25 protein-coding genes are annotated in these 21,683 nt (G+C 69.3%); 7 read left to right on the top strand and 18 right to left on the bottom strand.

The annotated features are described in order from the left end of the window. Nucleotides 1–100: 100 nt before the first annotated feature. On the top strand, nt 101–1,315 hold the full coding sequence (locus JMJ56_RS01660; protein WP_202829865.1) for an NADP-dependent isocitrate dehydrogenase: 1,215 nt from the start codon (nt 101–103) through the stop codon (nt 1,313–1,315). A gap of 80 nt (nt 1,316–1,395) precedes the next feature. Further along, the gene (locus JMJ56_RS01655) at nt 1,396–2,073 is read left to right on the top strand and encodes a DUF599 domain-containing protein (protein WP_202829864.1); all 678 of its coding nucleotides are present in this window, start codon (nt 1,396–1,398) and stop codon (nt 2,071–2,073) included. Nucleotides 2,074–2,138: 65 nt separating this feature from the next. Here the strand turns inward: JMJ56_RS01655 and alaS are convergent, their stop codons facing one another. From alaS to JMJ56_RS01610, 9 genes are all read right to left on the bottom strand, one after another. After that, nucleotides 2,139–4,787, bottom strand: coding sequence for an alanine--tRNA ligase (gene alaS, locus JMJ56_RS01650; RefSeq protein ID WP_202829863.1), 2,649 nt, complete (start codon nt 4,785–4,787; stop codon nt 2,139–2,141). 96 nt (nt 4,788–4,883) lie between these two features. Next, complete coding sequence (gene recA / locus JMJ56_RS01645) at nt 4,884–5,939, bottom strand: recombinase RecA (RefSeq protein WP_202829862.1); 1,056 nt, start codon at nt 5,937–5,939, stop codon at nt 4,884–4,886. 156 nt (nt 5,940–6,095) lie between these two features. Further along, nucleotides 6,096–7,511 (bottom strand): hybrid sensor histidine kinase/response regulator, encoded by a 1,416-nt coding sequence (locus tag JMJ56_RS01640; RefSeq protein WP_202829861.1) that lies wholly within the window; start codon nt 7,509–7,511, stop codon nt 6,096–6,098. After that, nucleotides 7,504–8,553, bottom strand: a complete 1,050-nt coding sequence (locus tag JMJ56_RS01635) for an EscU/YscU/HrcU family type III secretion system export apparatus switch protein (RefSeq protein ID WP_202829860.1) — start codon at nt 8,551–8,553, stop codon at nt 7,504–7,506. Before JMJ56_RS01635 ends, JMJ56_RS01640 begins: the two co-directional genes overlap by 8 nt. 3 nt (nt 8,554–8,556) lie before the next feature. After that, complete coding sequence (locus JMJ56_RS01630; protein ID WP_202829859.1) at nt 8,557–9,309, bottom strand: flagellar biosynthetic protein FliR; 753 nt, start codon at nt 9,307–9,309, stop codon at nt 8,557–8,559. Next, on the bottom strand, nt 9,309–9,581 hold the full coding sequence (gene fliQ / locus JMJ56_RS01625) for a flagellar biosynthesis protein FliQ (RefSeq protein WP_202829858.1): 273 nt from the start codon (nt 9,579–9,581) through the stop codon (nt 9,309–9,311). The genes JMJ56_RS01630 and fliQ overlap by 1 nt, the downstream gene beginning before the upstream one ends. Before the next feature lie 16 nt (nt 9,582–9,597). Next, nucleotides 9,598–9,888: a flagellar hook-basal body complex protein FliE gene (locus tag JMJ56_RS01620; RefSeq protein WP_202829857.1), complete on the bottom strand. Its 291-nt coding sequence runs from the start codon at nt 9,886–9,888 to the stop codon at nt 9,598–9,600. Continuing rightward, a complete protein-coding gene (flgC, locus tag JMJ56_RS01615) occupies nt 9,888–10,295 on the bottom strand; it encodes a flagellar basal body rod protein FlgC (RefSeq protein ID WP_202829856.1) in 408 nt (135 codons plus the stop codon). The genes JMJ56_RS01620 and flgC overlap by 1 nt, the downstream gene beginning before the upstream one ends. Nucleotides 10,296–10,315: 20 nt before the next feature. Continuing rightward, entirely contained in the window at nt 10,316–10,699 is a 384-nt protein-coding gene (locus JMJ56_RS01610; protein ID WP_202829855.1) for a flagellar basal body rod protein FlgB, read from the bottom strand. An 86-nt stretch (nt 10,700–10,785) separates the two neighbouring features. Between JMJ56_RS01610 and JMJ56_RS01605 the strand changes: the two genes are divergently transcribed. Genes JMJ56_RS01605 through fliP form a run of 3 tightly spaced genes read left to right on the top strand, consistent with a single transcriptional unit; the run spans nt 10,786 to nt 12,048 of the window. Continuing rightward, a complete protein-coding gene (locus JMJ56_RS01605; protein WP_202829854.1) occupies nt 10,786–11,019 on the top strand; it encodes a hypothetical protein in 234 nt (77 codons plus the stop codon). A gap of 25 nt (nt 11,020–11,044) precedes the next feature. After that, entirely contained in the window at nt 11,045–11,311 is a 267-nt protein-coding gene (locus tag JMJ56_RS01600; RefSeq protein WP_202829853.1) for a hypothetical protein, read from the top strand. A gap of 32 nt (nt 11,312–11,343) precedes the next feature. Then, nucleotides 11,344–12,048, top strand: coding sequence for a flagellar type III secretion system pore protein FliP (gene fliP, locus JMJ56_RS01595; RefSeq protein WP_202830834.1), 705 nt, complete (start codon nt 11,344–11,346; stop codon nt 12,046–12,048). A gap of 28 nt (nt 12,049–12,076) precedes the next feature. Here the strand turns inward: fliP and speE are convergent, their stop codons facing one another. The 9 genes from speE to JMJ56_RS01550 form a co-directional block, all read right to left on the bottom strand. Beyond that, nucleotides 12,077–12,952, bottom strand: coding sequence for a polyamine aminopropyltransferase (gene speE, locus JMJ56_RS01590; protein ID WP_202829852.1), 876 nt, complete (start codon nt 12,950–12,952; stop codon nt 12,077–12,079). A gap of 70 nt (nt 12,953–13,022) precedes the next feature. Continuing rightward, nucleotides 13,023–13,478, bottom strand: a complete 456-nt coding sequence (speD, locus tag JMJ56_RS01585; protein ID WP_202829851.1) for an adenosylmethionine decarboxylase — start codon at nt 13,476–13,478, stop codon at nt 13,023–13,025. Between the two features lie 155 nt (nt 13,479–13,633). Then, nucleotides 13,634–16,396, bottom strand: a complete 2,763-nt coding sequence (locus tag JMJ56_RS01580) for a hypothetical protein (protein ID WP_202829850.1) — start codon at nt 16,394–16,396, stop codon at nt 13,634–13,636. Continuing rightward, nucleotides 16,396–16,989, bottom strand: coding sequence for a protein phosphatase CheZ (locus JMJ56_RS01575; protein WP_202829849.1), 594 nt, complete (start codon nt 16,987–16,989; stop codon nt 16,396–16,398). Before JMJ56_RS01575 ends, JMJ56_RS01580 begins: the two co-directional genes overlap by 1 nt. Continuing rightward, nucleotides 16,982–17,362 carry a response regulator gene (locus JMJ56_RS01570; protein ID WP_043343247.1) on the bottom strand — a complete coding sequence of 127 codons (381 nt, stop codon included), beginning with the start codon at nt 17,360–17,362 and terminating at the stop codon, nt 16,982–16,984. Before JMJ56_RS01570 ends, JMJ56_RS01575 begins: the two co-directional genes overlap by 8 nt. A 20-nt stretch (nt 17,363–17,382) precedes the next feature. Then, on the bottom strand, nt 17,383–18,003 hold the full coding sequence (locus JMJ56_RS01565; protein ID WP_202829848.1) for a MotE family protein: 621 nt from the start codon (nt 18,001–18,003) through the stop codon (nt 17,383–17,385). Continuing rightward, nucleotides 18,003–18,431 carry a DUF6468 domain-containing protein gene (locus JMJ56_RS01560; protein ID WP_202829847.1) on the bottom strand — a complete coding sequence of 143 codons (429 nt, stop codon included), beginning with the start codon at nt 18,429–18,431 and terminating at the stop codon, nt 18,003–18,005. The genes JMJ56_RS01565 and JMJ56_RS01560 overlap by 1 nt, the downstream gene beginning before the upstream one ends. A 2-nt stretch (nt 18,432–18,433) precedes the next feature. Beyond that, the gene (gene fliM, locus JMJ56_RS01555; protein ID WP_202829846.1) at nt 18,434–19,495 is read right to left on the bottom strand and encodes a flagellar motor switch protein FliM; all 1,062 of its coding nucleotides are present in this window, start codon (nt 19,493–19,495) and stop codon (nt 18,434–18,436) included. After that, nucleotides 19,492–19,980: a flagellar basal body-associated FliL family protein gene (locus JMJ56_RS01550; RefSeq protein WP_202829845.1), complete on the bottom strand. Its 489-nt coding sequence runs from the start codon at nt 19,978–19,980 to the stop codon at nt 19,492–19,494. Before JMJ56_RS01550 ends, fliM begins: the two co-directional genes overlap by 4 nt. Before the next feature lie 179 nt (nt 19,981–20,159). Here JMJ56_RS01550 and flgF point away from each other — a divergent pair, with 179 nt between their 5' ends. Continuing rightward, nucleotides 20,160–20,885: a flagellar basal-body rod protein FlgF gene (flgF, locus tag JMJ56_RS01545; RefSeq protein ID WP_202829844.1), complete on the top strand. Its 726-nt coding sequence runs from the start codon at nt 20,160–20,162 to the stop codon at nt 20,883–20,885. 12 nt (nt 20,886–20,897) lie between these two features. Beyond that, nucleotides 20,898–21,683 carry a flagellar basal-body rod protein FlgG gene (flgG, locus tag JMJ56_RS01540; protein WP_202829843.1) on the top strand — a complete coding sequence of 262 codons (786 nt, stop codon included), beginning with the start codon at nt 20,898–20,900 and terminating at the stop codon, nt 21,681–21,683.

Below are 21,683 nucleotides of genomic sequence, written 5' to 3'. Positions count from 1 at the left end.
GCCGATGGGCTTGCCCGAGGCCGGGCCGGATGCGATGTTCCGCCCGCCCCAACACCCCGCGGCGCCCAGCGCCCCCTGGGGAAGACCATCGAGGACAGGCATGGCAAAGATCCAGGTAAAGACCCCCGTCGTCGAGCTCGACGGGGACGAGATGACCCGCATCATTTGGGGGTTCATCAAGGAGAAGCTGATCCTCCCCTACCTGGACGTGGATCTGAAGTACTACGACCTCGGCATCGAGTACCGCGACCAGACCGATGACCAGGTGACGGTCGATGCCGCCAACGCCATCAAGCAGTACGGCGTCGGCGTGAAGTGCGCGACCATCACCCCGGACGAGGCGCGCGTCGCGGAGTTCGGCCTCAAGAAGATGTGGCGCAGCCCGAACGGCACCATCCGCAACATCCTCGACGGCACCATCTTCCGCGAGCCGATCATCTGCTCCAACGTGCCGCGCCTGGTGCCGCACTGGTCGAAGCCGATCGTCGTCGGCCGCCATGCGTATGGCGACATCTACCGCTCGGTCGAGATGAAGGTGCCGAGCGCCGGCAAGGTGACGATGACCTTCACGCCCGAGGGCGGCCAGCCGCAGGAGATCGGCGAGTTCGTCATGCCGGCCACCGGCGGCGTCGCCATGATGATCCACAACCTGAACAAGTCGATCGAGGGCTTCGCCCGCGCCAGCTTCAACTACGGCCTGGCGCGCAACTACTCGGTCTACTTCAGCCACAAGAACACGATCCTCAAGGCCTATGACGGCAACTTCAAGGACATCTTCCGCGGCATCTACGACGCTGAGTTCAAGGCGGAGTTCGAGAAGCGCGGCCTGACCTACGAGGACCGGCTGATCGACGACATGGTCGCCTCCGCCCTCAAGTGGGAAGGCGGCTACATCTGGGCCTGCAAGAACTACGACGGCGACGTGCAGTCCGACATCGTGGCGCAGGGCTTCGGCTCGCTCGGCCTGATGACCTCCGTGCTGCTCTCCCCCGACGGCAACACCGTCGAATCCGAGGCCGCCCACGGTACCGTCACCCGCCACTACCGCGAGCACCAGAAGGGCCGCGAGACGAGCACCAACCCGATCGCCTCGATCTTCGCCTGGACTCGTGGCTTGGCTTACCGCGGCAAGTTCGACAACACGCCGGACGTCACCGCCTTCGCCGAGACGCTGGAGAAGGTCTGCATCCAGACGGTCGAGAGCGGGTCCATGACCAAGGACCTTGCCGTGCTGATCGGCAAGGACCAGCCTTACCTGAGCACCCAGGCCTTCCTCTCGAAGCTCGACGAGAACCTGAAGAAGGCGATGGCCTGAGCCCAGGCGCCCTTCGGGCTACGGGGCGCTACGGGGCGGGTCGGCGACGGCCCGCCCTTTTTTTGCGTTATACCCGGCCCATGCATTCCCTAACCCTGCTCGACTGGCTGGCGCTGGCCGTCTTCCTTGCCTGCTGGGCCGTCTATTCCACGCTGGTAGACCGCCACCCGGCGCTGCGCCGGCGTAGCGTCATCGCGGCGATGGACGAGCACCGCCGGCGCTGGATGCGCACCATGGTGACGCGGGACAACCGCATCATGGACACGAACATCGTCGGCAACCTGATGAACAGCACCAGCTTCCTCGCCAATACCGCCATCTTCATCCTGGGCGGCCTCGTGGCGATGCTGGGCAGCCCAGAGCTTGGCGCCCGGGTCTTCGGCGCCCTGCCCTTCGCCACCGTGCCGGACCCGGCCGCCTGGGAGATGAAGATCGCGCTGTTGCTGCTGATTTTCGTACGCGCCTTCTTCGAACTGACCTGGGCGCTGCGGCAGTTCAATTACTGCTCGATCGTGATGGGCGGGATCTCGCAGGAGCCGCAGGACCCCGACCAAGCGCACCATGCCGAGATGGCTGCCAAGGTCGCCAACCGCGCCGCCGGGCATTTCAACAGCGGGCTGCGGGCCTATTACTTCGGCTTGGCGGCGCTGGCCTGGATTCTCCACCCGGTGGCGCTGATCCTGGCCAGCCTGCTGGTCATGCGCGAACTCTACCGCCGCGAATTCCGCTCAGTGGTCCGCGAGGCCCTTCGTAGCTAAACTACAGGGTTCCAAGGGCCTTCCGGCCCTTGGCGGGAGGAGCTTGAAGGAGGGCAGCGCCCTCCTCAACCCTTCAGCGCCGCCCTGACAGCCTCCAAAGCCGCATCGGCCAGGGCCGCATCCGGCCCGCCCGCCTGCGCCATCTCCGGCCGTCCACCGCCGCCCTTGCCACCGGCCGCCGCGCTCGCTGCCCGCACCAGGGCCACGGCATCCGCCTTGTCCCGCGCCGCCTCGCCAAGTCCGACGACGATGCTCGCCTTGCCCTCCGCGGTGGAGACCAGGGCCGCCACATCCGCCGTACCGCCCTTGAGGATGGCCTCCGCCACGCCCTTCAGGTCGCGCGCCGGGATGTCGCCAAGATTGCGCAGCGCCACGCGCAGCCCACCAATCGCCTCAGCCTCCGCCGCCGCGCCGCCGGTCGCCAGCTTCTTGCGCAGCTCGCTGACCTCGCGCTCCAGCCGCCGCCGCTCCTCGACCAGGGCCGCGACCCGCGCCGGCACCTCGGCCGGGGCCACGCGCAGCGCCAGCGCCGCCTCGGTCAGCTGCCGCGACTGGTCCTCGACCAGCGCCAGCGCCGCCTCGCCGGTGACGGCCTCCACCCGCCGCACGCCGGCCGAGACCGCGCCCTCGGAGACGATCTTGAACAGACCGATGTCGCCCGTCCGCCGCACATGCGTGCCACCGCAGAGCTCGAGCGAGTAGACGCCCTGCTTCTCGGTCGCCGCCGGGTCGTGCCCCATGCCGACAACCCGCACCTCATCGCCGTACTTCTCGCCGAACAGCGCCATGGCGCCGACGCCCACCGCCTGCTCCGGCGTCATCAGCCGGGTGGTCACCTCGGCATTCTCGCGGATGCGGGCATTCACCTCCGCCTCCGCCCAGGCGACGTCCTCCGCCGTCATCGGCGTCGGCTGGGAGACGTCGAAGCGCAGCCGGTCCGGCGCGTTGAGCGAGCCCTTCTGCGCCACGTGGGTACCGAGCCGCCGCCGCAGCGCCTCGTGCAGCAGGTGGGTCGCGCTGTGATGGGCGCGGATGGCGCCCCGCCGCGCATGGTCGACCTCGGCCAGCACGGCGAGCCCCGGCCGCGCCTCGCCATGCGCCACGGTGCCGATATGGACGAAGAGGTCGCCGAGCTTCTTCTGCGTGTCGCGCACCACGATCCGGCAGGCCTCGCCCGCCGAGATCAGCCCGGCATCGCCGACCTGGCCGCCGCTCTCGGCATAGAAGGGCGTCTGGTTCAGCACCACGGCCACTTCGGTCCCCGGCCCGGCGCCGTCCACGGCCTTGCCGTCCGCGATGACGGCGAGGATCTCGCCCTCCGCCGTCTCGGTGCTGTAGCCGAGGAACTCGCTGGCCCCGACCCGCTCCTTGATGTCGAACCAGACGGCATCCGTCGCCGCCTCGCCGCTGCCGGACCAGGCCGCGCGCGCACGCCGCCGCTGCTCCGTCATCGCCGCCTCGAAGCCGGGGACGTCGACGCTGCGCCCCTCGGAGCGCAGCGCATCCTGCGTCAGGTCGAGCGGAAAGCCGTAGGTGTCGTAGAGCTTGAACGCCACTTCGCCCGGCAGCACGCCGCCCTCGCCGAGCTTGCCGCTCTCCTCCGCCAGCAGGCCGAGCCCGCGCTCCAGAAGGCTGCGGAAGCGCGTCTCCTCCAGCTTGAAGGTCTCGGTGACCAGCGCCTCGGCGCGGACGATCTCGGGATAGGCCGCGCCCATCTGCCGGATCAACGCCGGCACCAGCTGGTTCAGCAGCGGCTCCCGCGAGCCCATCATATGCGCGTGCCGCATGGCGCGTCGCAGGATGCGCCGCAGCACATAGCCCCGACCCTCGTTGGAGGGCATGACGCCATCCGCCATCAGGAAGGTGCCGGCCCGCAGATGGTCGGCAACCACGCGGTGGCTGGTCTTCCACTTGCCGTCCGGGTCCGTCCCCGTCGCCTCGGCCGAGGCGAGGATCAGCGCCCGCAGCGTGTCCGTGTCGTAATTGTCGTGCTTGCCCTGCAGGATGGCGGCGAAGCGCTCCAGCCCCATGCCGGTGTCGATCGAGGGCCGCGGCAGCGGCACGCGGGTGCCGGGCGGCCCCTCCTCGAACTGCATGAAGACCAGATTCCAGATCTCGATGAACCGGTCGCCATCCTCGTCCGGCGAGCCGGGGGGGCCGCCGGGGATGTGCTCGCCATGGTCGTAGAAGATCTCGGAGCAAGGCCCGCAGGGCCCGGTATCGCCCATGCGCCAGAAATTATCGCTGGTCGGGATGCGGATGATCCGGCTGTCCGGCAGGCCGGCGACCTTCTTCCAATAGACCGGCGCCTCCTCGTCCTCCGAGTAGACGGTGACGAGCAGCTTCTCCTTCGCCAGGCCGAAATCCCGGGTCAGCAGCTCCCAGGCATGGGCGATCGCCTGTTCCTTGAAGTAGTCGCCGAAGGAAAAATTCCCCAGCATCTCGAAGAAGGTATGATGCCGGGCGGTGTAGCCGACATTGTCGAGATCGTTGTGCTTGCCGCCAGCGCGAACGCATTTCTGCGCCGTGGTCGCCCGGCTGTAGGGCCGCTTCTCCTGCCCGGTGAAAACGTTCTTGAACTGCACCATGCCGCTGTTGGCGAACATCAGCGTCGGGTCGTTCCGCGGCACCAGCGGCGAGCTTTCGACCACCTGATGCCCGTTGCGGCCGAAATAGCCGAGGAAGGTCGCGCGGATATCGTTGCTGCTGGTCATCGCCGGTGCCGGTCCTGTCTGCCGCCCCGCCGCATCCCGGCCGCGGGGCCCCGAGCCTCCTACCGCGCAGGGCAGGAGGCGTCGAGAGGCGCCGGCTTACTCGGCCGGCGCCGCCTCATCCTCGCTCTCGGCCGACTCGCTCTCGCCCGTCAGCATGGCATTGGCGACGATGCCGGCCTGGCCCCGCACTTTGGCCTCGATGGAGGCGCCCATGGCCGGGTTGTCGCGGAGGAACTGCTTGGCGTTCTCCCGCCCCTGGCCGATGCGCTGGCCCTCGGCGCTGAACCAGGCGCCCGACTTCTCGACGACGCCGGCCTTCACGCCGAGATCGACCAGCTCGCCGACCTTGGAGATGCCCTCGCCGTACATGATGTCGAACTCGACCTGCCGGAACGGCGGCGCCATCTTGTTCTTCACCACCTTCACCCGGGTCTGGTTGCCGACCACGCTCTCCCGGTCCTTGATGGCACCGATGCGGCGGATCTCCATACGGATGGAGGCATAGAACTTCAGCGCATTGCCGCCCGTCGTCGTCTCCGGGTTGCCGAACATGACGCCGATCTTGAGCCGGATCTGGTTCAGGAAGATCAGCAGGCAGTTCGAGCGGGAGACGGTGCCGGTCAGCTTGCGCAGCGCCTGGGACATCAGCCGGGCATGCAGGCCGACATGGCTGTCGCCCATCTCGCCCTCGAGCTCGGCCCGAGGCACCAGGGCCGCCACGCTGTCCACCACCAGCACGTCGATCGCACCGGAGCGGACCAGCGTGTCGCAGATCTCGAGCGCCTGCTCGCCGGCATCCGGCTGGCTGATCAGCATGTTGTCGATGTCGACGCCGAGCTTCTTGGCGTAGCCCGGGTCGAGCGCATGCTCGGCATCGATGAAGGCGCAGGTGCCGCCCTTCTTCTGGGCCTCCGCGATCATGTGCAGCGCGAGCGTGGTCTTGCCCGAGCTTTCCGGCCCGTAGATCTCGATGATGCGGCCCTTCGGCACGCCGCCGATGCCGAGCGCAATGTCGAGGCCGAGTGAGCCCGTCGAGATCACCTCGATCTCGCCATCCAGTGCCTGGCGAGCGCCCATCTTCATGATGGAACCCTTGCCGAAGGCCCTTTCGATCTGGCTGAGCGCGGCGTCGAGCGCCTTTCCCTTATCCATTCTGGCTATCCCGTCCTGGCCCCGGTTCACCCGTCCAAACTACACGCAAGGAGCTGAGAATGAAACAGGATCGTAACTAAAACCATCGCCCCGCGATGGCACTGCCAAAGTATGGGCTTGCCGCCCCCGGAAAACAAGAACATTTGGAAAACACCTTCATGCCGCGACCGGCTCTCGCCGGGCTGCCGCCAGGGCCGATGTCAACTCTGCAGGCGTGTATGGCTTCGCCAGCAGTTGGAAGCCTTCCGCCGCCAAATCAGCCCGCAGCCCGGCATAGCCGGAGGTCAGAACCACCGGCAGGTCCGGCCATCGCGCACGCAGCCGCCGCGCCAGCGCCAGCCCGTCCATTCCCGGCAAGGCGATGTCGCTCACCAGCATGCCCGGCGCCGGCGCCCGCTCAAGCAGGTCGAGCGCCGCCTCGGCATTCTCGGCGAGCAACAGGGCATGCCCTGCCTGGCCCAGCACCCGCTCGGCGAACCGCCGCAGCACCGCCTCATCCTCCACCAGCAGCACCGGCCCCTGCACCACGGCCGCCGGCCCCGGCTCGGCCGCCTCGCAACAGGGCAAGTGGATCAGGAAACAGGCCCCTTTGCCCGGCTTGCTCTCCACCGCGATCCGCCCGTCGGCACCAGTGACGATACCCTGGACCGTCGCCAGGCCAAGCCCAGTGCCGCCCGACGCCGCCCGGGTGGTGAAAAAGGGCTCGAACAGTCGCGGCATCGCCTCAGGCGCAATGCCACGCCCGGTATCCCGCACCGCCAACGCCACCTCGCCCGCCTCCAGCCGCGTGGCGATGTCGAGGCTGCCCCCCTCCGGCATTGCCTCTCCCGCATTCGCCGTGAGGTTCAGCACCAGCTGATCGAGTTGCACTGCCGCCAGCCTCACCTTCGCCCCAGGGGCATTCAGGGCGAGGTTCAGCCGCACTCCCACCCCCAGCAGACGTCGCAGCATCGGCGCGAGCGCCTTGATCGACGCATCGAGCTCCAATTGGCCAGGCGCCACCTGCCCGGGCCGGATGAAGGCCAGTAGCTGGCCGATCAGCGCCGAACCGCGCTGTGCCGCATCCTCGATCCCCTGCAGTTCTGCCAGGACCGGCGGCGCAAGGTCCTCGGCCCGCATGGCATCCGCACTGCCGCGAATGGCTGCCAGCAGGTTGTTCATGTCATGCACGACCCCGCCGGTGAGCCGCCCGAGCAGCTCCAGCCGCCCGGCCGCCGCCAGCCGTGCCTCGATCCGCCGCTCGGCGCTGAGGTCGACGACCCGGAGCAGCCTCCGCCCATCCGGCAGGGGCTCGGCCGTGATGGTCCATTCGGTCTCGCCACCCCCGGTTGGTGAGGCCCGCAGGCTCGCCGGCCCGGCCCCTGCCAGCAGCGCCGCCAGGGCCGGCCGGTCTGCCGCCGCCAGCAAGCCGGTCGCCAGCCCTCCTCGCCCCACTCCCTGCCCGGCCATCCGGCGGAGTGCCGGGTTCGCCTCGATGATCTTCCCCCCGGCATCGAGCAGCGCCAGCCCTTCCGGCGCCGCTGCGAAAAGGGTCCGGAATGCGGCCCGCAAGGCCGTCTGGGACTCAGCCATGACGTTGCCCCTGCAGCCGCCAGACATAGGCAATGATCTCGGCTACAGCCTGCCAATGTTCGGCCGGAATCTCGCTATCCACTTCCTGCCGCCAGAGCGCCCGGGCAAGCGGCGGATTCTCGACGATCGGCACGCCATGCTCGGTCGCCGCAGCCCGAATCCGTGCCGCCATGGCATCCACCCCTTTCGCCACCAGCTTCGGCGCCGAGGCTTGGCCCGGCGCGTAAGATAGAGCGATAGCGTAATGAGTTGGGTTCGTTACCACAACCGTTGCTTTCGGCACCGCCGCCAGCATCCGCCGGCGCGCCCGCTGCTCCCGCAACCGCCGCAGCCGGGCCTTGATATGCGGGTCGCCTTCGCTCTCGCGGTATTCCTGCCGCAACTCCTCGCGGCTCATCCGCATGCGCCGCAGATGCCGCCAACGAACCCAGAGCAGGTCGAGCAGGGCAATCGCCCCGAAGGCGAAGACCGCCGCCACCAGCAGCCGCAAGCTCCCCCGCCCGACCTCGTCGAGGAGCATCGCGGCAGAAAAGTGCAGCACCGCCTGCAGCATCGGCAGGTCGACCGCATGCCAGAGAGCCGCCCCGACCAGTGCCAGCTTCATAAGGGTCCGCGCCAACTCCGCCAGCCCATCCGGCCCGAGCAGGCGCTTCAGCGCCGCCGCCGGGTTGAGCCGGCTCAGCTGCGGCGCCAAGGCCTCGGCTCGCATCACGATTCCGGTTTGCGCCAAGCTCGCCAGCATCCCCGCCAGCGCCACCAACCCCAGCACCGGCAGGAGGGTAAGCACCGATTGCCGCAGCAAGGCCGGCGCCAGCACCGCACCATCCCCCGGCATTTCCAGCAAGGCCCGCATCAGCCGCAGCCATTCCACACCAAGCGGCGGCAAGGCCAGGAAGCCGGCCAGCGTCCCGGCCAGTAAGGTAGCGAAACCGACCGCCTCCCGTGACAGCGCCGATTGCCCTTCATCCCGCGCCCGGTCTAGCCGCCGCTGCGTCGGGGCTTCTGTCCGGTCCTCCGCAGATGGCGAATCCCCCTCCGCCATCGCCTAGCCCGCCAAGGCGAGCGAGGCGGCGGCCGCTCCCAGCCACGCCGCAACCAGCGCTGGCAGCAACAGACCGAGTAACAACAGTCCACCCAGGATTTGCCCCGGCGCCGCCATCGTGAAGACCTGCACCTGGGGCGCCAGCCTTGCGAGCAAGCCAAGCGCGAAATTCCCGAGCATCGCCGCCAACACCAGCGGCCCGGCCAGGCGCAAGGCCAGGGCCAGGCTCTCCGCCACTGCCTGCGCCACCGACTCAGCCCCGCGCCCGAGCGGCAAGGGCGCCCCAGGTGGCAAGGCCGTGTAACTCTCCGCCAGCGCTCGCAATGGCAGCGCATACAACCCCGTAGACAAGACCAGCACCGCCGCGAGCAAAGTAAACAGCCGCCCCGTCGCCAAGGATTGCGCGCCGAGCACCGGGTCCGTTTGCAAGGGGCTGGCGAGGCCAACCATCAACCCCACCAACTGCCCCGCCTGGCCCAGCGCCAGCGTAACCAGCCGCGCCAGCATGCCGAGCCACAACCCGATCGCCGTTTCCGTCAGAATCAGGCGCAGAAGCTCCGGCAACTCCGACGGCAGCGGCGGCAGCCCGGGCGCCAATACGGGAAGCAGCACCGCAACCACGGCCAGCAGCAGCGCAAGCCGGATACTGGCCGGCACATCCTGCTCGCCGAGCCCGGGCAGCAGCAGCATTGCCGCGCCAAGCCGCGCCACCAGCAGCACCGCGTGGAACGCCAGCGCGGGGAGCGCCTCCACCATCAGGGCTGCCCGCCAACTGCGATCATCCGGTCGAAAAGCGACGCCGCATATCCTCGCATCGCTCCGGCCATGGCCGGCCCGAGCAGCAGCAATACCAGCCCGAGCACCACCAGCTTCGGCAAGAAGGCCAGCGTCGCCTCCTGCACCTGCGTCAGCGCCTGAAAGATGGACACGACCAGCCCGACTGCCAGCATTGCCAGCAGGGGCGGACCGGCCAGTTGCAGCGCCATCCACAACGCCTCCCGCACCGCCAACACAGACTGGTTCTCCATCTCCGCGCCTCCTGCGCTAGATCGGCATCCGCATGACGTCCTGATAGGCGGAAATCACCCGGTCCCGCAGCGCGACGGCCGTCTGCAAGGCGAGTTCCGCCCGCGACACCGCCATCACCACATCGGACACACTGCCCTGGCCGAGCAGCGCCTGCGTGCTGGCCGCATCGGCGCCCCGCCCCATCTCGACCGCGCCTTCCACGGCCCGCTGCAAGGTCGCGCCGAAGCCGCCCTCGGCAGGGGCCTCCGGCGCTGTCGCCGCACGATAGGCGGCCGCGGCCTGGACCGGCGCAATCGCCGCCAGCATCAGCGCAAGGCTTCGATGGTGCGCGTCAGCATTCCGCGCGTGGTCTCGAGAACAGCGAGATTGGCGCTGTAGCTCCGTTGCGCCTCGCGCATGTCCATCATCTCGACCAAGCTGTCGACATTGGGCCGCTTTACATAGCCCGCCGCATCGGCCGCAGGGTGCGAAGGATCATGAAGCTGGGGAAAATCCCCGGGCGCCGTCCCGATCCGCCTTATCTGCACCATCTCGGCGCCAAGGCTGCGGTCCAACCGATTGGCGAAGGTCACCGTCTTCCGCCGATACGGGTCCGCCCCGGGCGATGGCCCGGTGCTGTCCCGGTTGGCAATGTTTTCAGCAACCACCCGCAGCCGCGTCGCCTGCGCCTGCATGCCGGCGGCGGAAATCCGCAAGGCGCTGTCGAGATCCATGACCAGCCCTCCCTCCTACATCATTGCGACCGGCCAAGCGCGGTCCGGAACAGGCCCATCCAGCGCCGGTGAAGCCCGGTCGCCAGCGCATGCGCCGTGTCAGTATCGGCCACCCTCATCGCCTCGCGGTCGAGCGAGACGGCATTGCCGTTCGGCGCCCGGTCGGCTGCCGTCCGATCCAGGCGCGCCCGCGCCGCACCGCCGCTGCCGACGACATGCAGATCGCTCGTACGCGCCAGGCCGAAGGCGCCGGCGAGGCTCTTGCGGAAGTCATCGAGGTCGCGCGGCTGATAGCCGGGCGTATCCGCATTGGCGATATTCTGCGCCAGCACCCGCTGGCGCTCTTCGAGCCAGGCGATGCGGCGTTCAGCCAGGGCGATGGTCGGGCTGCGGGTGAGGTCCATGCCGCGATCCTGCACGCCAAATTCCGAAGATTCCGTAAACCCCGATCTCAAGCCTTCCTTAACACCCTGGCGTGCAGGATCGCGGCATGACGCAAGCGACCCTCGCCGCGATCGAAGCCCTTTACGACACAGTGGTGATGGCGCGCGCCCTCGCCACGAGCGGCCGCCAGATCGACCTCGCTGGCCTCGATGCGGAAGCCGCCGCCCTTTGCGCCGCCATCGCGCAGATGCCGCGCCACCGCGCCAAGCTGCTACGGCCTGCGCTCGAGTCCCTGGCGCAGGAGATCGAAAGCCTCGCCGCTGCCTTGCCGCCGCCCTGAACACCCCTTGCTGGCAGGATGCCGCATGACGATCGACACCGGACTATGGTTACAAGCTGCCGGCGCCCTTGCCGCCATCCTGCTGTTGCTGGCCCTTGGGGCTCGCGGGCTGCGCTGGGGCGGTCTCGCTACACGGCCCAATCGGCGCCTCGCCGTACAGGAAGTGCTCGCCCTCGATTCCCGCCGCCGCCTCCTCCTCCTCCGCTGCGATGAACGGGAGGTGCTGCTGCTCACCGGCAATGGCCAGGACGCGCTGCTCGGCTGGCTGCCCGTTCAGGATGACCCGGCGTGAGGTGCATTGCCCTCGCCCTGCCGCTCGCCGCAATGGCCTTGCCTGCCATGGCGCAGAGCGTGAGTATCGATATCGGCACCGGCGGCCAGGCCGGCGCGACGATGCGCCTCGTCCAGTTGACGGCGCTGATCGGCCTGCTCTCCCTCGCCCCATCGCTGCTGGTGATGGCAACCGCCTTCACCCGCATCGCCATCGTGCTGTCGTTGCTGCGCAGCGCTATCGGGGCCCAGGGCGTGCCACCGAATCCGGTGCTGATCGGCCTTGCGCTTTTCCTAACGCTCTTCGTGATGCAGCCGGCGATGGAGGCAAGCTGGCAGAACGGCCTTGCGCCAATGATGGAAGGCCGCATCGGCGAGGTCGAAGGCCTGGTGGCGACTGCCGAACCCTTCCGCAGCTTCATGGCCAACCAGGTGCGCGAGGGCGACCTCGCGCTCTTCCTCGACCTCGCCGGCCTCCCGCCCGTGCCGGAGAATGCACGGCCGGATCAGCTTCCCTGGCGCGCGCTCCTGCCCGCCTTTCTCGTCGGCGAACTGAAGCGAGCCTTCGAGATCGGCTTCCTCGTCTTCTTGCCGTTCCTCGTCATCGACATGGTCGTCGCCAGCCTGCTGATGTCGCTCGGCATGATGATGCTACCGCCGAGCGTCGTCTCGCTGCCCTTCAAACTGATCTTCTTCGTGCTGATCGACGGCTGGAGGCTTGTCGCCGGCAGCCTCGTGCAAGGCTTCGCCAGCGGCTGAGGAGACCCGAGGACCGCGGCTGGCAGCCTCAGCCCGCAGCGCCCTGTAGATGCTCCGCGATATAGGGAGGCAGGTTGAAGGCGCCGCAATGGATCTCGGGCGTCCAGTACCGGGTCTCGCCCAGGATGCCTGCCATCGCCGCCCGCTCGCGAATCTCGCCCACCGTTGCGGCCCGCAATCCCGCATCCTTCGCGGCCCAGCCGAGGGTCATGAACCCGCCCACATAGGTTGGCACCGCAGCAACATAAGCGTGGACATCGGCGAAGGCCTTGGCCCGCCGCAGACTGGTTTCATGCAGTTCCTCGGCCTGCATGAAGGGTACGCCGCACTGGTTCACCACGAGGCCGCGCTCGGTGAGCAGCCGCGCGCAATTCGCGTAGAATTCGTCGGTGAACAGCACCTCGCCGACGCCGATCGGGTCCGTGCTGTCGACGATGACGACGTCGAAGCTGGCGGCCGGCGCCTGGCGCACGTAATCGATCCCGTCGCCGACGATGACCTCGGCCCGAGGGTCATTCCATGCCTCGCCAGCGATGCCCGGCAGGTGTTCCTTGGCGAGCCGAATTACCTCGCCATCGATCTCGACCATAACCGCCCGCTCAACGGTCCGGTGCTGCAGCACCCGCCGCAGCACGCCGCCGTCGCCGGCGCCAATAATCAGCACCCGCCTCGCCGCGCCATGCGCCAGCAACGGCACATGGGTCAGCATCTCCTGGTAGACGAACTCATCCGCCTCGGTGATCTGCACCACGCCGTCGAGCAGCATGACCCGACCATGGGTCTCACTCTCGAAGACCATGATGTCCTGGAAGTCGCTCTGCACCCGCGCAAGTTCGCGCTTCACGCGAAAACGCTGCCCCCAGGCGCTGTAAAGCGTCTCGTTCACCCACGAATCGGTCGGCATGGAAAACCCCTGAAACAACGAGGGCGGGACCTTAAGGCCCCGCCCCGCGCCCTGCATGCACGCTTCGATGTCAGCCGACGAGGCCGCGCTTGTGCTCGGCCAGTTGCACGCGGCCCGGCATGAAGCCGCGCTTCAGCACAGGGATGGCCTTGTACGGGTTGCAGACGCCGCAGACGAATATGTCGAGCGCCGCGTAATCCCGCTCTGGCCAAGTGTGGATCGAGACGTGACTCTCCGCCAGCACCAGCACGCCGGAGACGCCGCTGTTCGGGCCGAAGTGGTGGAAATGCCCGTGCAGGATTGTGGCGCCCGTGGCGATTGCAGCCTCGCGCAGCACTGAGTCGATATGCTCCGGATCTGCCAGGTTAGTGGCGTCCCAAAGGTCGATAATCAGATGCGTGCCGGCGAATTTGACGCCATCACGGGTAACAAAATAGTCCTTAGCCTCGCTCGCCGAGGTTTCAGAATTCTGGGCTTCGCTCGGGAGCAACTCCGAGACCATCCCCAGTTGGAGAAGAGCGTCCATCGCGGGCTCCTATTCCCACCAGCAGATGACCAGGGTGATCGGGATTGATCAGGTCAACGGGGCGCGCATATGGGGCACGGGAGACAGGGACGCAAGCGAAAACTGCCCGCAACGGCCGAAATTTTTGCCGCCCTCCCCCGCGCCCGACGCTGGACTTAGCGCGTCACCGGGCCGCCAGCCCGCAATGCCTCCAGCCACGGAGGGATGGTCTGAAACAGCAACAACTCCTTTTGCAGCCGGGGCAGGTCAGCCAGGCCCCGCAGCTGATCCGCCGTCAGCAGGGCGAAAGCCGCCGCCAGGGCCCCCTCCGGCAAGCGTGGTACATAGCTTCGGCGCAACGCGACGAGTCCGGCCTCGTCGCCGGCCAGGGCCAGCATTGCCGCATGGCGCAGAAGCAATCGCTGTTGCGGCTCCTCGAGCGGCGCGGGCGCAGCCGGTAGCGCTGCACGTAAATGATCGGCAAGCGCCGCAGCGGCACCCGCCCAATCCTGCCGTTCCGCCAGGAGCTGCGATAACGCAGCGGCCCCGGCCGAGCCGAGCGCCTTGAGACCCACTACCGCCTCCTCAAGGCGCCCCAGCCGCGACTGGGCCTGAGCCGCGAGTACGGCACGAGCCTGCATCAACGGATCGGGCAGCATCTCCCCGTTGCTTTCCTGCAAAGCCTTCAGCGCTGCGGCCGCATCGCCGTTGGACAGATGCAGCACTCCCTGCCGCAGGCCTAGCGCGGCACGCGGCGCCCCGGCACTGCGCCCTACAGCTTGACCCAGGAGAGCGGCTGCCCGATCGGCCAGGTCGAGCGCCACCAGCCGGTCCGCGAGGACCAGCATCGCCGCCTGCCCGTCCGCATCCTTCGGCAACAGGTCAGGATAGGCATCGAACAACGCAACCGCATCGAGTGGCGGCTCGTGCTCCAGGGCGGCGACGAAGGCCGCGTTGATCGCTGCACGCAAGGCCGGCCCACGCTCGGGAAAGAGGGCCTCCGTCTCCCGCAGCAAGGCAAGCGCGCCGCGCGCATCGCCGGCGGCACGCCGAAGCTCGGCGAGGCGGATACGCGCTGCCGCCTCTTCGCCATCGCCACGCCAGGCGAACAGCGTCGCCTCGAGCGCCCGTGCCGCCTGGGCGGCGTCGATCTTGTGCGTGGCAAGCCGCAGTTCGACCGCCCGCCGCAACGCCCGTGCCCGCGCCAGCCGATCCCGGCCCAGTGCGATCTGCTCATACCCCGCCAGCGCCGCCTCGGCATCGCCACTGGCTTCGGCCAGCATGGCGCGCGGCAGGGCGAGTTCCGGCATCGGCCCGGCTTTCTCGAGCACTTGCCGCAAGGGCACGACAGCGCCGGCCTCGGCCAGACTCTGGGCCGCCAGCGGCAACAACCGCGAACGCAGCCCCTCTGGATAGTCGAAAAGCACCGGCAGGGCCGAGGCCAGCCTCGGGACGGCCTCCCGCGCTTCGCCTTCTGCTGCAAGCAGCAGCGTCTGCCAGAGGTTCAACTCATCCGTTTCCGGCAGTTCGGCGTGATGCAAGGCGGCGGCCTGCGGCAGCCGGCCGGCCAACAAGGCTGCGGCGCCGGCCAGAGCATTGAGCCGTGCATCCCGAGCTGCCTCAGGGTCTTCCCCTCGGGTCAGTTCCACCATGGCCTGGGCCTCCTGCGGCATGCCGAGCGCCAGCAGCGTCTCCGCCGCCGCGCGACGGAGGGCCAGGCGGTTCAGCGGCGGCGCCGCGGCGATGCTGGCCTGCAAGGCGCGCAGCCGCTCCAACAAGCGCGGCGTCGGCATGCGAGGCAGGTCAAAGCTGCGCGTCATCGCCTCGGCATTGGGCATCTCGGCCGCGGCTGCATCGAGGGCGAGCGGCCCGTTCGCCGCACCGACCAGGAAGCCACCAGCCGTCGCCCGCATCGTCACCTGGTCGGCCCGGGCCAGCACGGCGACGCCAAGCAGCGTCGGCGGCAGATCCAGCTCCGGCAGCCGTCGCCAGATCGGCATCGACTGCCCGGCCGCGCGCACCGTGCCGACCAGCAGCGGCAAGCCGCTTTCAGGATCGGTGATGGGGACGACCCGGCCCGGTTCGCCGGCACGCAGCATCAGGCGTGCAGCCACGCCGCCTTCCACCTCCAGCCCCACCGACCGGCCGGCTGCACCCTGGCCCTCGGCTGGGCGATGGGCTTCCAGCACCCAACCATTCGGCTCCCGCCGAGCTTTGAGCAGGCCGGGTGATGGCAGCGGCAGGCGCAGCAAGGTCGCCCCGCCCAGAGCCTCGACCTCAAGCGCTGCGAAGATTGGGTCGGTCCGCAACCCTGTCAGGTCGAGCGCCTCGCCGCTGTCGAACAGCGCCAGCACCTCGCCGCCACGCCGCAGCACAGCGAGGCCAGTGCCCGCGGGATAGGGCAGCAGAATGCCGCCCCCCCTCGGCAGTGGCCTCACCGCCAGGGCATCTGGCCGCGGCGGGGTAAGCACGGGCATGGCCGGCACCGGCGGCGCAGACCGCAAAACCGGGGATGCAGCTGGTGCCATGGGCGGCGCCACCACTTCGGGGGCCGGCTCCGCCCTTGCCGGAGCTGCCTGCGCCACCGGTGCCGGCTCGGCCGGGGGGCTCAGGGCGTCGACGACGAGCTTCGGCCCGACGCGGAAGATCCGCGCCCGCACCCCTGGCTTCAGCGCGATGCGGATGCCCTCCCCCTCGGCTGCAACGGCTGCCATGTTGCGCGGCAGCCGCCGCGCACCCGACAGGTCGATGGCCGAACCCGGCGGGAAATACAGCACCACCGCATCGCCCGCCTGCTCCACCCGGTACTGGGGCGGCGCAGGCCAGTCGAAGACGAGTCGGCCATGGCCGGGATGATTCCCGACCCGGACCCCGACCGCTTCCTGCGCCCAGGCCGCCGGCGCAGCCAGGAGCAGGGCGAGCAACGGTGCCCAACGCATCAGTCGAAACTCGCCAGCAACCGGTCGATCTCCGCCTGGGACGTGCCAGCCCCCGGCAGCTGCGGCCCGTTGGCCAGTTCCTCGCCCTCGGTCCGCGGTGCCGCGGGCTCCTCCTGCTCCGCGAGCGGGGCGCTCTCGCCACGGCCGAAGCTTTGCGTCACCGCCGCCACCCGCCGTTCGATCGACTTCAGCGCCGAGACCACCTTGCCGATGCGCTGACCGGTGATGTCCTGGAAGCTGCAGGCCTCGTAGATGCGGGTGACGGCGCCACCCAGCGCCTCAGCATCCTCGCCCGCCAGCCGGGACTGGAGGCCTTCGAGCACCTCGCAGCAGTCGAGGATCTCGTTGGTCGCCGTCGCGGTATGGCTGACGACCGCATCCAGCTCATCCGTCGCGGTCGGGATGTGGCTGGCATTGATGTCGTCAACGCGGAGCGCGGCGATCTCGCTCTTCGCCCGCGCCACCTCACGACCGAGTGCCTCGAGCTCGCCGAGAAGCGCCGCTTCGGTCACCGTCATGTCGCCCGAGAGGCTGCCGAGCACCGCCCGAACCGCGGCCTCGATCCGGTCACCGCCGGCCTGGCCGTCAGGCATGGGTCAGCACCTTCTCGATCTTGCCGCGCAGCGTCTCGGCATTGAAGGGCTTGACGATGTAGTTGGAGACGCCGGCCGCCTTTGCCGCCACAACGTTCTCGGTCTTGCTCTCGGCGGTGATCATGATGAAGGGCGTGTCCTTCAGCCGTGCATCCGCCCGCACCTCCTTCAGCAGGTCGAGGCCCGTCATCGGCTGCATGTTCCAATCGCTGATGACCAGGCCGAACTGCCCGGCGCGCAGCTTGGCCAGCGCCTCCTGCCCGTCCGAGGCTTCCTCGACATTGTCGAATTCCAGCTGCTTCAGCAGGTTGCGGATGATGCGCAGCATCGTCTTGTAGTCGTCGACGATCAGCACGTTGGTGTTCTTGTCCATCGCAGGTTCCTTGACTGTCCTCACTCGGTCGGCCGGGCACGATGCCGGGCCAGCTCGGCCGTCAGCAGCCGGGCGCGATCGGGCTTCATCGCGCCGAGCACCGGTGCTGCCTTCGCCTCCCGCATCCGGTCCACCAGCTGGACCAGGACGGGCATCTCCAGATCGTCGAAGATCGCCGCCGCATCGCGCGGCCGCATGCCTTCGTAGAGTTTCACCATCTGCCGCCAGCCGCTCTCCTCGCGCGCGCCGAGCGCCTGGTCGGCGGCTTGCAGGCGCTGCTGCAGCGCTGTCATTTCCTCGATTCGCTGGGTCAGCCGGCGTTCGGCCGCGGCCAGCACCACCTCGCGCGCCGCCAGCGCCTGCTCGCGGCCGTCGAGCTCCGCCCGCCGGACCCGCAGCCCCTCGAGCAGCGCCCGCTCCGCCCGCTGCTCGGCCGTCGGCTCCGTTGGCGCGGGCGGGGGCGCCGCGACCGGTACCGGCGCCGGTGGCGGGGCCGGGTTGCTGGCCTGTGCCGGCGTCACGCCGAGGGGCGCCCCGGCCAGGGGCTGCACGCCTGCCGGCAGCAGCGCCGCCAGCTTCGCCGCCAGCAGCAAGCCGATCGCACCGAGCGCCGCCGGCATCAAGCGAGGGCGGAAGCGCATCACCGCCCCCCTCGCGCGCTGGCCAGGCCCTGGCTCAGCGCCCGCAACAGGTCCCGCTCGGCCTGGCTCGGCGCGGCGATGGCGGCTTCCGGCGCCGCCATCGGCCGCGCGGTGCGGACGAGGCCCTCCAGCCGGTCCGCCAACCCTTCAGCCCGCTCCACCAGGTAGCGCAGGTCATCCCGCATCGGCTCCGCCGCTGCCAGCCGCTCGGCCACCTGCCGCCCGGCGCCCTCCGCCGTTGCCCGCAGCCGCAGCGAGGCCGCCTCCGCCAGGCGCGTCGCCTCGCCGAGGCCGGCCGCGCTCGCCTCCAGCGCCTCGCGGTCGCGCCGCACCGCGGCCAGCGTCCGCTCCAGCTTGAGGATGCAGGGGATCGCCGCCACAAGCAGCCCGATCAGCAGCAGCTGCGCCGACCATTCATACCAGCCCATGCTCACGCCTCCGCCTTCTGGCGCAGCTCGCGCAAGATGCGGACGGCCATGCGGTTCTCCCTCCGGCCGAGCTCCGCCTCGAACATCGTCACGTCGCCGCAGCGCAGCTGCACCGGCGCCCCGGGCGCGGTGTTCAGCGTGATGCGGTCGCCCCGCTGCAGCGACATCACCGCGGCCAGCGGCATGGTCTGCTCGTCGAGCACGACATCCATCGACATCTCGGTATGCCGCAGCTCCTCCGCGAGGTGCGTCTCCCAGATGCTGTCGCGACCGAACTTCTCGCCCATGAACTGCTGCAGCAGCAGCTCGCGGATTGGCTCCAGCGTCGCATAGGGCAGCAGCAGCTCGATCTTGCCGCCGCGGTCCTCCATGTCGACCCGCAGCCGCGACAGGATGCAAGCATTCGACAGCCGCGAGACGGCGGCGAAGCGCGGATTGACCTCCAGCCGCTCAAAGCGGAAATGCGCCGGGGAGAGCGGGCTGAAGGCATCCGACAGGTCGGCCAGCACCACGGTGATCAGCCGCTCCACCAGCGTCCGCTCGATCGTCGTGTAGGGCCGCCCCTCGATCCGCATCGCCGCCGTTCCGCGCCGCCCGCCGAGCAGCACGTCGACCACCGAATAGATCAGCGCGCTGTCCACCACGATCAGCCCGTAATTGTCCCATTCCTCCACCTTGAACACGGCGAGCATCGCCGGCAGCGGCACGCTGTTCAGGTAGTCGCCGAAGCGCAGCGAGACGATGCTGTCGATCGAGACCTCGACATTGTCGCTGGTGAAATTGCGCAGCGAGGTGGACATGATGCGCACCAGCCGGTCGAAGATGATCTCCAGCATCGGCAGGCGCTCGTAGGAGACGAGGCCGGCGCTGACGATGCGCTGGATGCCGGACTGCTCCTCCTCCTGCTGCGCCCCGCCGCCGAAGCCGAGCAGGCTGTCGATCTCCTGCTGGTTCAGCACGCGCGTGGCATCCGGCGCCAGTGCGGCCGGCGTGGCCTCCGGCACGGCCTCGGCGTCCAGCGCCTCGCCCCAGGCGGCGGCCAGATCGTCTTCCTCGGTGCTCATTGCAGCAGCAGCTCCGTGAAGAGGATGTCGGTGACGCGGGCCGGCGGCGCCGCCAGGTTGGCGCGCGCGATCAGCTCCTCGCGCAGCCGCTGCGCGCCGGCGCTGCCGCGCAGCTCCTCCGGCCGCAGCTCCCGCAGATAGGTGGTGAAGAGGTCCAGGAGCCGCGGCATCGCCGCCTGCAACGGCCCGGCATCCTCGGCCCGCGCCAGCTCCAGCTTGCTGCGCAGCTTGATGTAGCTCGCCCGCCGGCCGCTGACACTCAGATTGGCGACGATGTCGGGCATGTCGAAAAAGACCGGCGCCCGCGGCGGCGGCGCCGCATGCTCGGCATGGGCTTCCTCCCCGCCGCCATGCAGCAGCTTCGGCAGGATGCCGCTGAACCAGAGGCCGGCCCCTGCCGCCGCCAGCAGCAGCGGCAGCGCGAGCAGCAGCAGCTTCCGCTTGCCCTTGCCTCCCTGCTTCTCCGGCTTCGCCTCGCTCGACATGCCCCGCCCCAGGTCACCGCTCCGGCAGTCTCGCCTCCCAGCCGTTAAGGAAGCCTTGCGACGGCAGGAACCGCCGCGCCGCCCGGCATTTCCTGCCGCCCGCGGCAGTCCTCGCCGCCCCGCGCCGGCCCCATCCCTGGCACATCCCTTGCCCCTGGGCCTGCCAGCAGGAGACCACGATGGACCAGCCCGGCTATATCATTCTGTCCCGCCTCACTGCCCAGATGCGGGCGACGCAGGTGCTGGCGAACAACATCGCCAATGCCGACACGCCCGCCTACCGTGCCGAGCGCCCGCTCTTCGCCACCCGGCTGAGCCGTGCCGCGGCAGGCGAGGCGCCCATCGCCTACAGCCTTGACCGCGCCACCTGGCGCGACACCCGCGGCGGCCCGCTCGCCACCACCGGCAACCCGCTCGATGTCGCCCTGCGCGGCGACGGCTTCTTCGTCGTCGAGACGGAGGGCGGTGAGCGCTACACCCGCGCCGGCCGCTTCACCCTGGACCCGGCCGGCCGCCTCACCGACCAGGAAGGCAATGCCGTGCTTGGCGCCGGCGGCACGCCGATCGCCTTCGGGCCCGGCGATACGCGAATCGAGATCCAGGGCGACGGCACCGTGCGCAGCGAGAACGGCGTCGTCGGCCGGCTCCGCGTCGTCCGCTTCGCCGATCCGCAGCGCCTCCGCGCCGAAGGCGGCCGCCTCTACGCCGCCGACGGCCCGCCGGAAGACATGCCCCGCCCGCAGCTCGTGCAGGGCGCGGTCGAGGGCAGCAACGTCTCCCCGGTCACCGAGATCACCCGCCTCACCCAGGACGTGCGGGACTTCGAACTGGCCACCCAATTCGCCGAGCGCGAGGGCGACCGGCAGCAGAACGCCATCGACCGCATCCTCCGCCGCCGCAGCTAAAGGAAACACCCCATGCGCGCATTGCAGATCGCCGCCACCGGCATGATGGCCCAGCAGACCAACGTCGAGGTCATTTCCAACAACATCGCCAATATGAGCACGACCGGCTTCAAGCGCCGCCGCGCCGAGTTCGAGGACCTGATCTACCAGAACCTCCGCCGCGTCGGCTCGCAGAGCTCGGAGAACGGCTCGATCCTGCCCTCCGGCGCGCAGATCGGCCTCGGCGTGAAGACGGCCGCCATCTACCGCATCGGCGAGCAGGGCAGCCTGTCGCAGACCGACAACCGCTTCGACCTCGCCATCCGCGGCAATGGCTTCTTCCAGGTGCAGCTGCCCTCCGGCGAGACCGCCTATACCCGAGACGGCACCTTCGGCCTCTCGGCGGAGGGCCAGCTCGTGACCTCCGAGGGCTTCCAGGTGCTGCCTGCCATCACCGTCCCGGCGGCCGCGGTGGATGTCACCATCAACGCCGCGGGCGAGGTATTGGCGAAGCTCGACGGCCAGACCAACCCGCAGAATGTCGGCCAGATCCAGACCGCGATCTTCGCCAATGAGGGCGGCCTTGAGCAGACCGGCGACAACATGCTGCTGGCGACGCCCGCCTCCGGCCAGCCCCAGCTGGCCGCTGCCGGCCAACCCGGCCACGGCCAGGTGCTGCAGGGCTTCATCGAAACCAGCAACGTCAACGTGGTGCAGGAGATTACCCAGCTCATCACCGCCCAGCGCGCCTACGAGATGAACAGCAAGGTCATCACCGCGGGCGACGAGATGCTCTCCACCCTCTCGCGGATGCGCTGA

Origin of the sequence: Belnapia arida, from assembly GCF_016773205.1 — a bacterium.
Taxonomy (GTDB): Bacteria; Pseudomonadota; Alphaproteobacteria; order Acetobacterales; family Acetobacteraceae; genus Belnapia; species Belnapia arida.
This window is presented reverse-complemented; position numbering and strand designations above follow the sequence as displayed.

What these genes read in the sequence shown, in the direction of transcription:
- JMJ56_RS01610 (WP_202829855.1), bottom strand. Translation starts at nt 10,699, where the DNA reads ATGGACCTCACCCGCAGCCCGACCATCGCCCTGGCTGAACGCCGCATC.
- fliQ (WP_202829858.1), bottom strand. Translation starts at nt 9,581, where the DNA reads ATGGAGAACCAGTCTGTGTTGGCGGTGCGGGAGGCGTTGTGGATGGCG.
- JMJ56_RS01635 (WP_202829860.1), bottom strand. Translation starts at nt 8,553, where the DNA reads ATGGCGGAGGGGGATTCGCCATCTGCGGAGGACCGGACAGAAGCCCCG.
- fliM (WP_202829846.1), bottom strand. Translation starts at nt 19,495, where the DNA reads ATGAGCACCGAGGAAGACGATCTGGCCGCCGCCTGGGGCGAGGCGCTG.
- JMJ56_RS01570 (WP_043343247.1), bottom strand. Translation starts at nt 17,362, where the DNA reads ATGGACAAGAACACCAACGTGCTGATCGTCGACGACTACAAGACGATG.
- fliP (WP_202830834.1), top strand. Translation starts at nt 11,344, where the DNA reads ATGGCCTTGCCTGCCATGGCGCAGAGCGTGAGTATCGATATCGGCACC.
- JMJ56_RS01580 (WP_202829850.1), bottom strand. Translation starts at nt 16,396, where the DNA reads ATGCGTTGGGCACCGTTGCTCGCCCTGCTCCTGGCTGCGCCGGCGGCC.
- JMJ56_RS01655 (WP_202829864.1), top strand. Translation starts at nt 1,396, where the DNA reads ATGCATTCCCTAACCCTGCTCGACTGGCTGGCGCTGGCCGTCTTCCTT.
- JMJ56_RS01575 (WP_202829849.1), bottom strand. Translation starts at nt 16,989, where the DNA reads ATGCCTGACGGCCAGGCCGGCGGTGACCGGATCGAGGCCGCGGTTCGG.
- JMJ56_RS01600 (WP_202829853.1), top strand. Translation starts at nt 11,045, where the DNA reads ATGACGATCGACACCGGACTATGGTTACAAGCTGCCGGCGCCCTTGCC.
- flgF (WP_202829844.1), top strand. Translation starts at nt 20,160, where the DNA reads ATGGACCAGCCCGGCTATATCATTCTGTCCCGCCTCACTGCCCAGATG.
- flgC (WP_202829856.1), bottom strand. Translation starts at nt 10,295, where the DNA reads ATGGATCTCGACAGCGCCTTGCGGATTTCCGCCGCCGGCATGCAGGCG.
- JMJ56_RS01565 (WP_202829848.1), bottom strand. Translation starts at nt 18,003, where the DNA reads ATGCGCTTCCGCCCTCGCTTGATGCCGGCGGCGCTCGGTGCGATCGGC.
- recA (WP_202829862.1), bottom strand. Translation starts at nt 5,939, where the DNA reads ATGGATAAGGGAAAGGCGCTCGACGCCGCGCTCAGCCAGATCGAAAGG.
- JMJ56_RS01605 (WP_202829854.1), top strand. Translation starts at nt 10,786, where the DNA reads ATGACGCAAGCGACCCTCGCCGCGATCGAAGCCCTTTACGACACAGTG.
- JMJ56_RS01620 (WP_202829857.1), bottom strand. Translation starts at nt 9,888, where the DNA reads ATGCTGGCGGCGATTGCGCCGGTCCAGGCCGCGGCCGCCTATCGTGCG.
- speD (WP_202829851.1), bottom strand. Translation starts at nt 13,478, where the DNA reads ATGGACGCTCTTCTCCAACTGGGGATGGTCTCGGAGTTGCTCCCGAGC.
- JMJ56_RS01630 (WP_202829859.1), bottom strand. Translation starts at nt 9,309, where the DNA reads ATGGTGGAGGCGCTCCCCGCGCTGGCGTTCCACGCGGTGCTGCTGGTG.
- flgG (WP_202829843.1), top strand. Translation starts at nt 20,898, where the DNA reads ATGCGCGCATTGCAGATCGCCGCCACCGGCATGATGGCCCAGCAGACC.
- alaS (WP_202829863.1), bottom strand. Translation starts at nt 4,787, where the DNA reads ATGACCAGCAGCAACGATATCCGCGCGACCTTCCTCGGCTATTTCGGC.
- JMJ56_RS01550 (WP_202829845.1), bottom strand. Translation starts at nt 19,980, where the DNA reads ATGTCGAGCGAGGCGAAGCCGGAGAAGCAGGGAGGCAAGGGCAAGCGG.
- JMJ56_RS01560 (WP_202829847.1), bottom strand. Translation starts at nt 18,431, where the DNA reads ATGGGCTGGTATGAATGGTCGGCGCAGCTGCTGCTGATCGGGCTGCTT.
- JMJ56_RS01660 (WP_202829865.1), top strand. Translation starts at nt 101, where the DNA reads ATGGCAAAGATCCAGGTAAAGACCCCCGTCGTCGAGCTCGACGGGGAC.
- JMJ56_RS01640 (WP_202829861.1), bottom strand. Translation starts at nt 7,511, where the DNA reads ATGGCTGAGTCCCAGACGGCCTTGCGGGCCGCATTCCGGACCCTTTTC.
- speE (WP_202829852.1), bottom strand. Translation starts at nt 12,952, where the DNA reads ATGCCGACCGATTCGTGGGTGAACGAGACGCTTTACAGCGCCTGGGGG.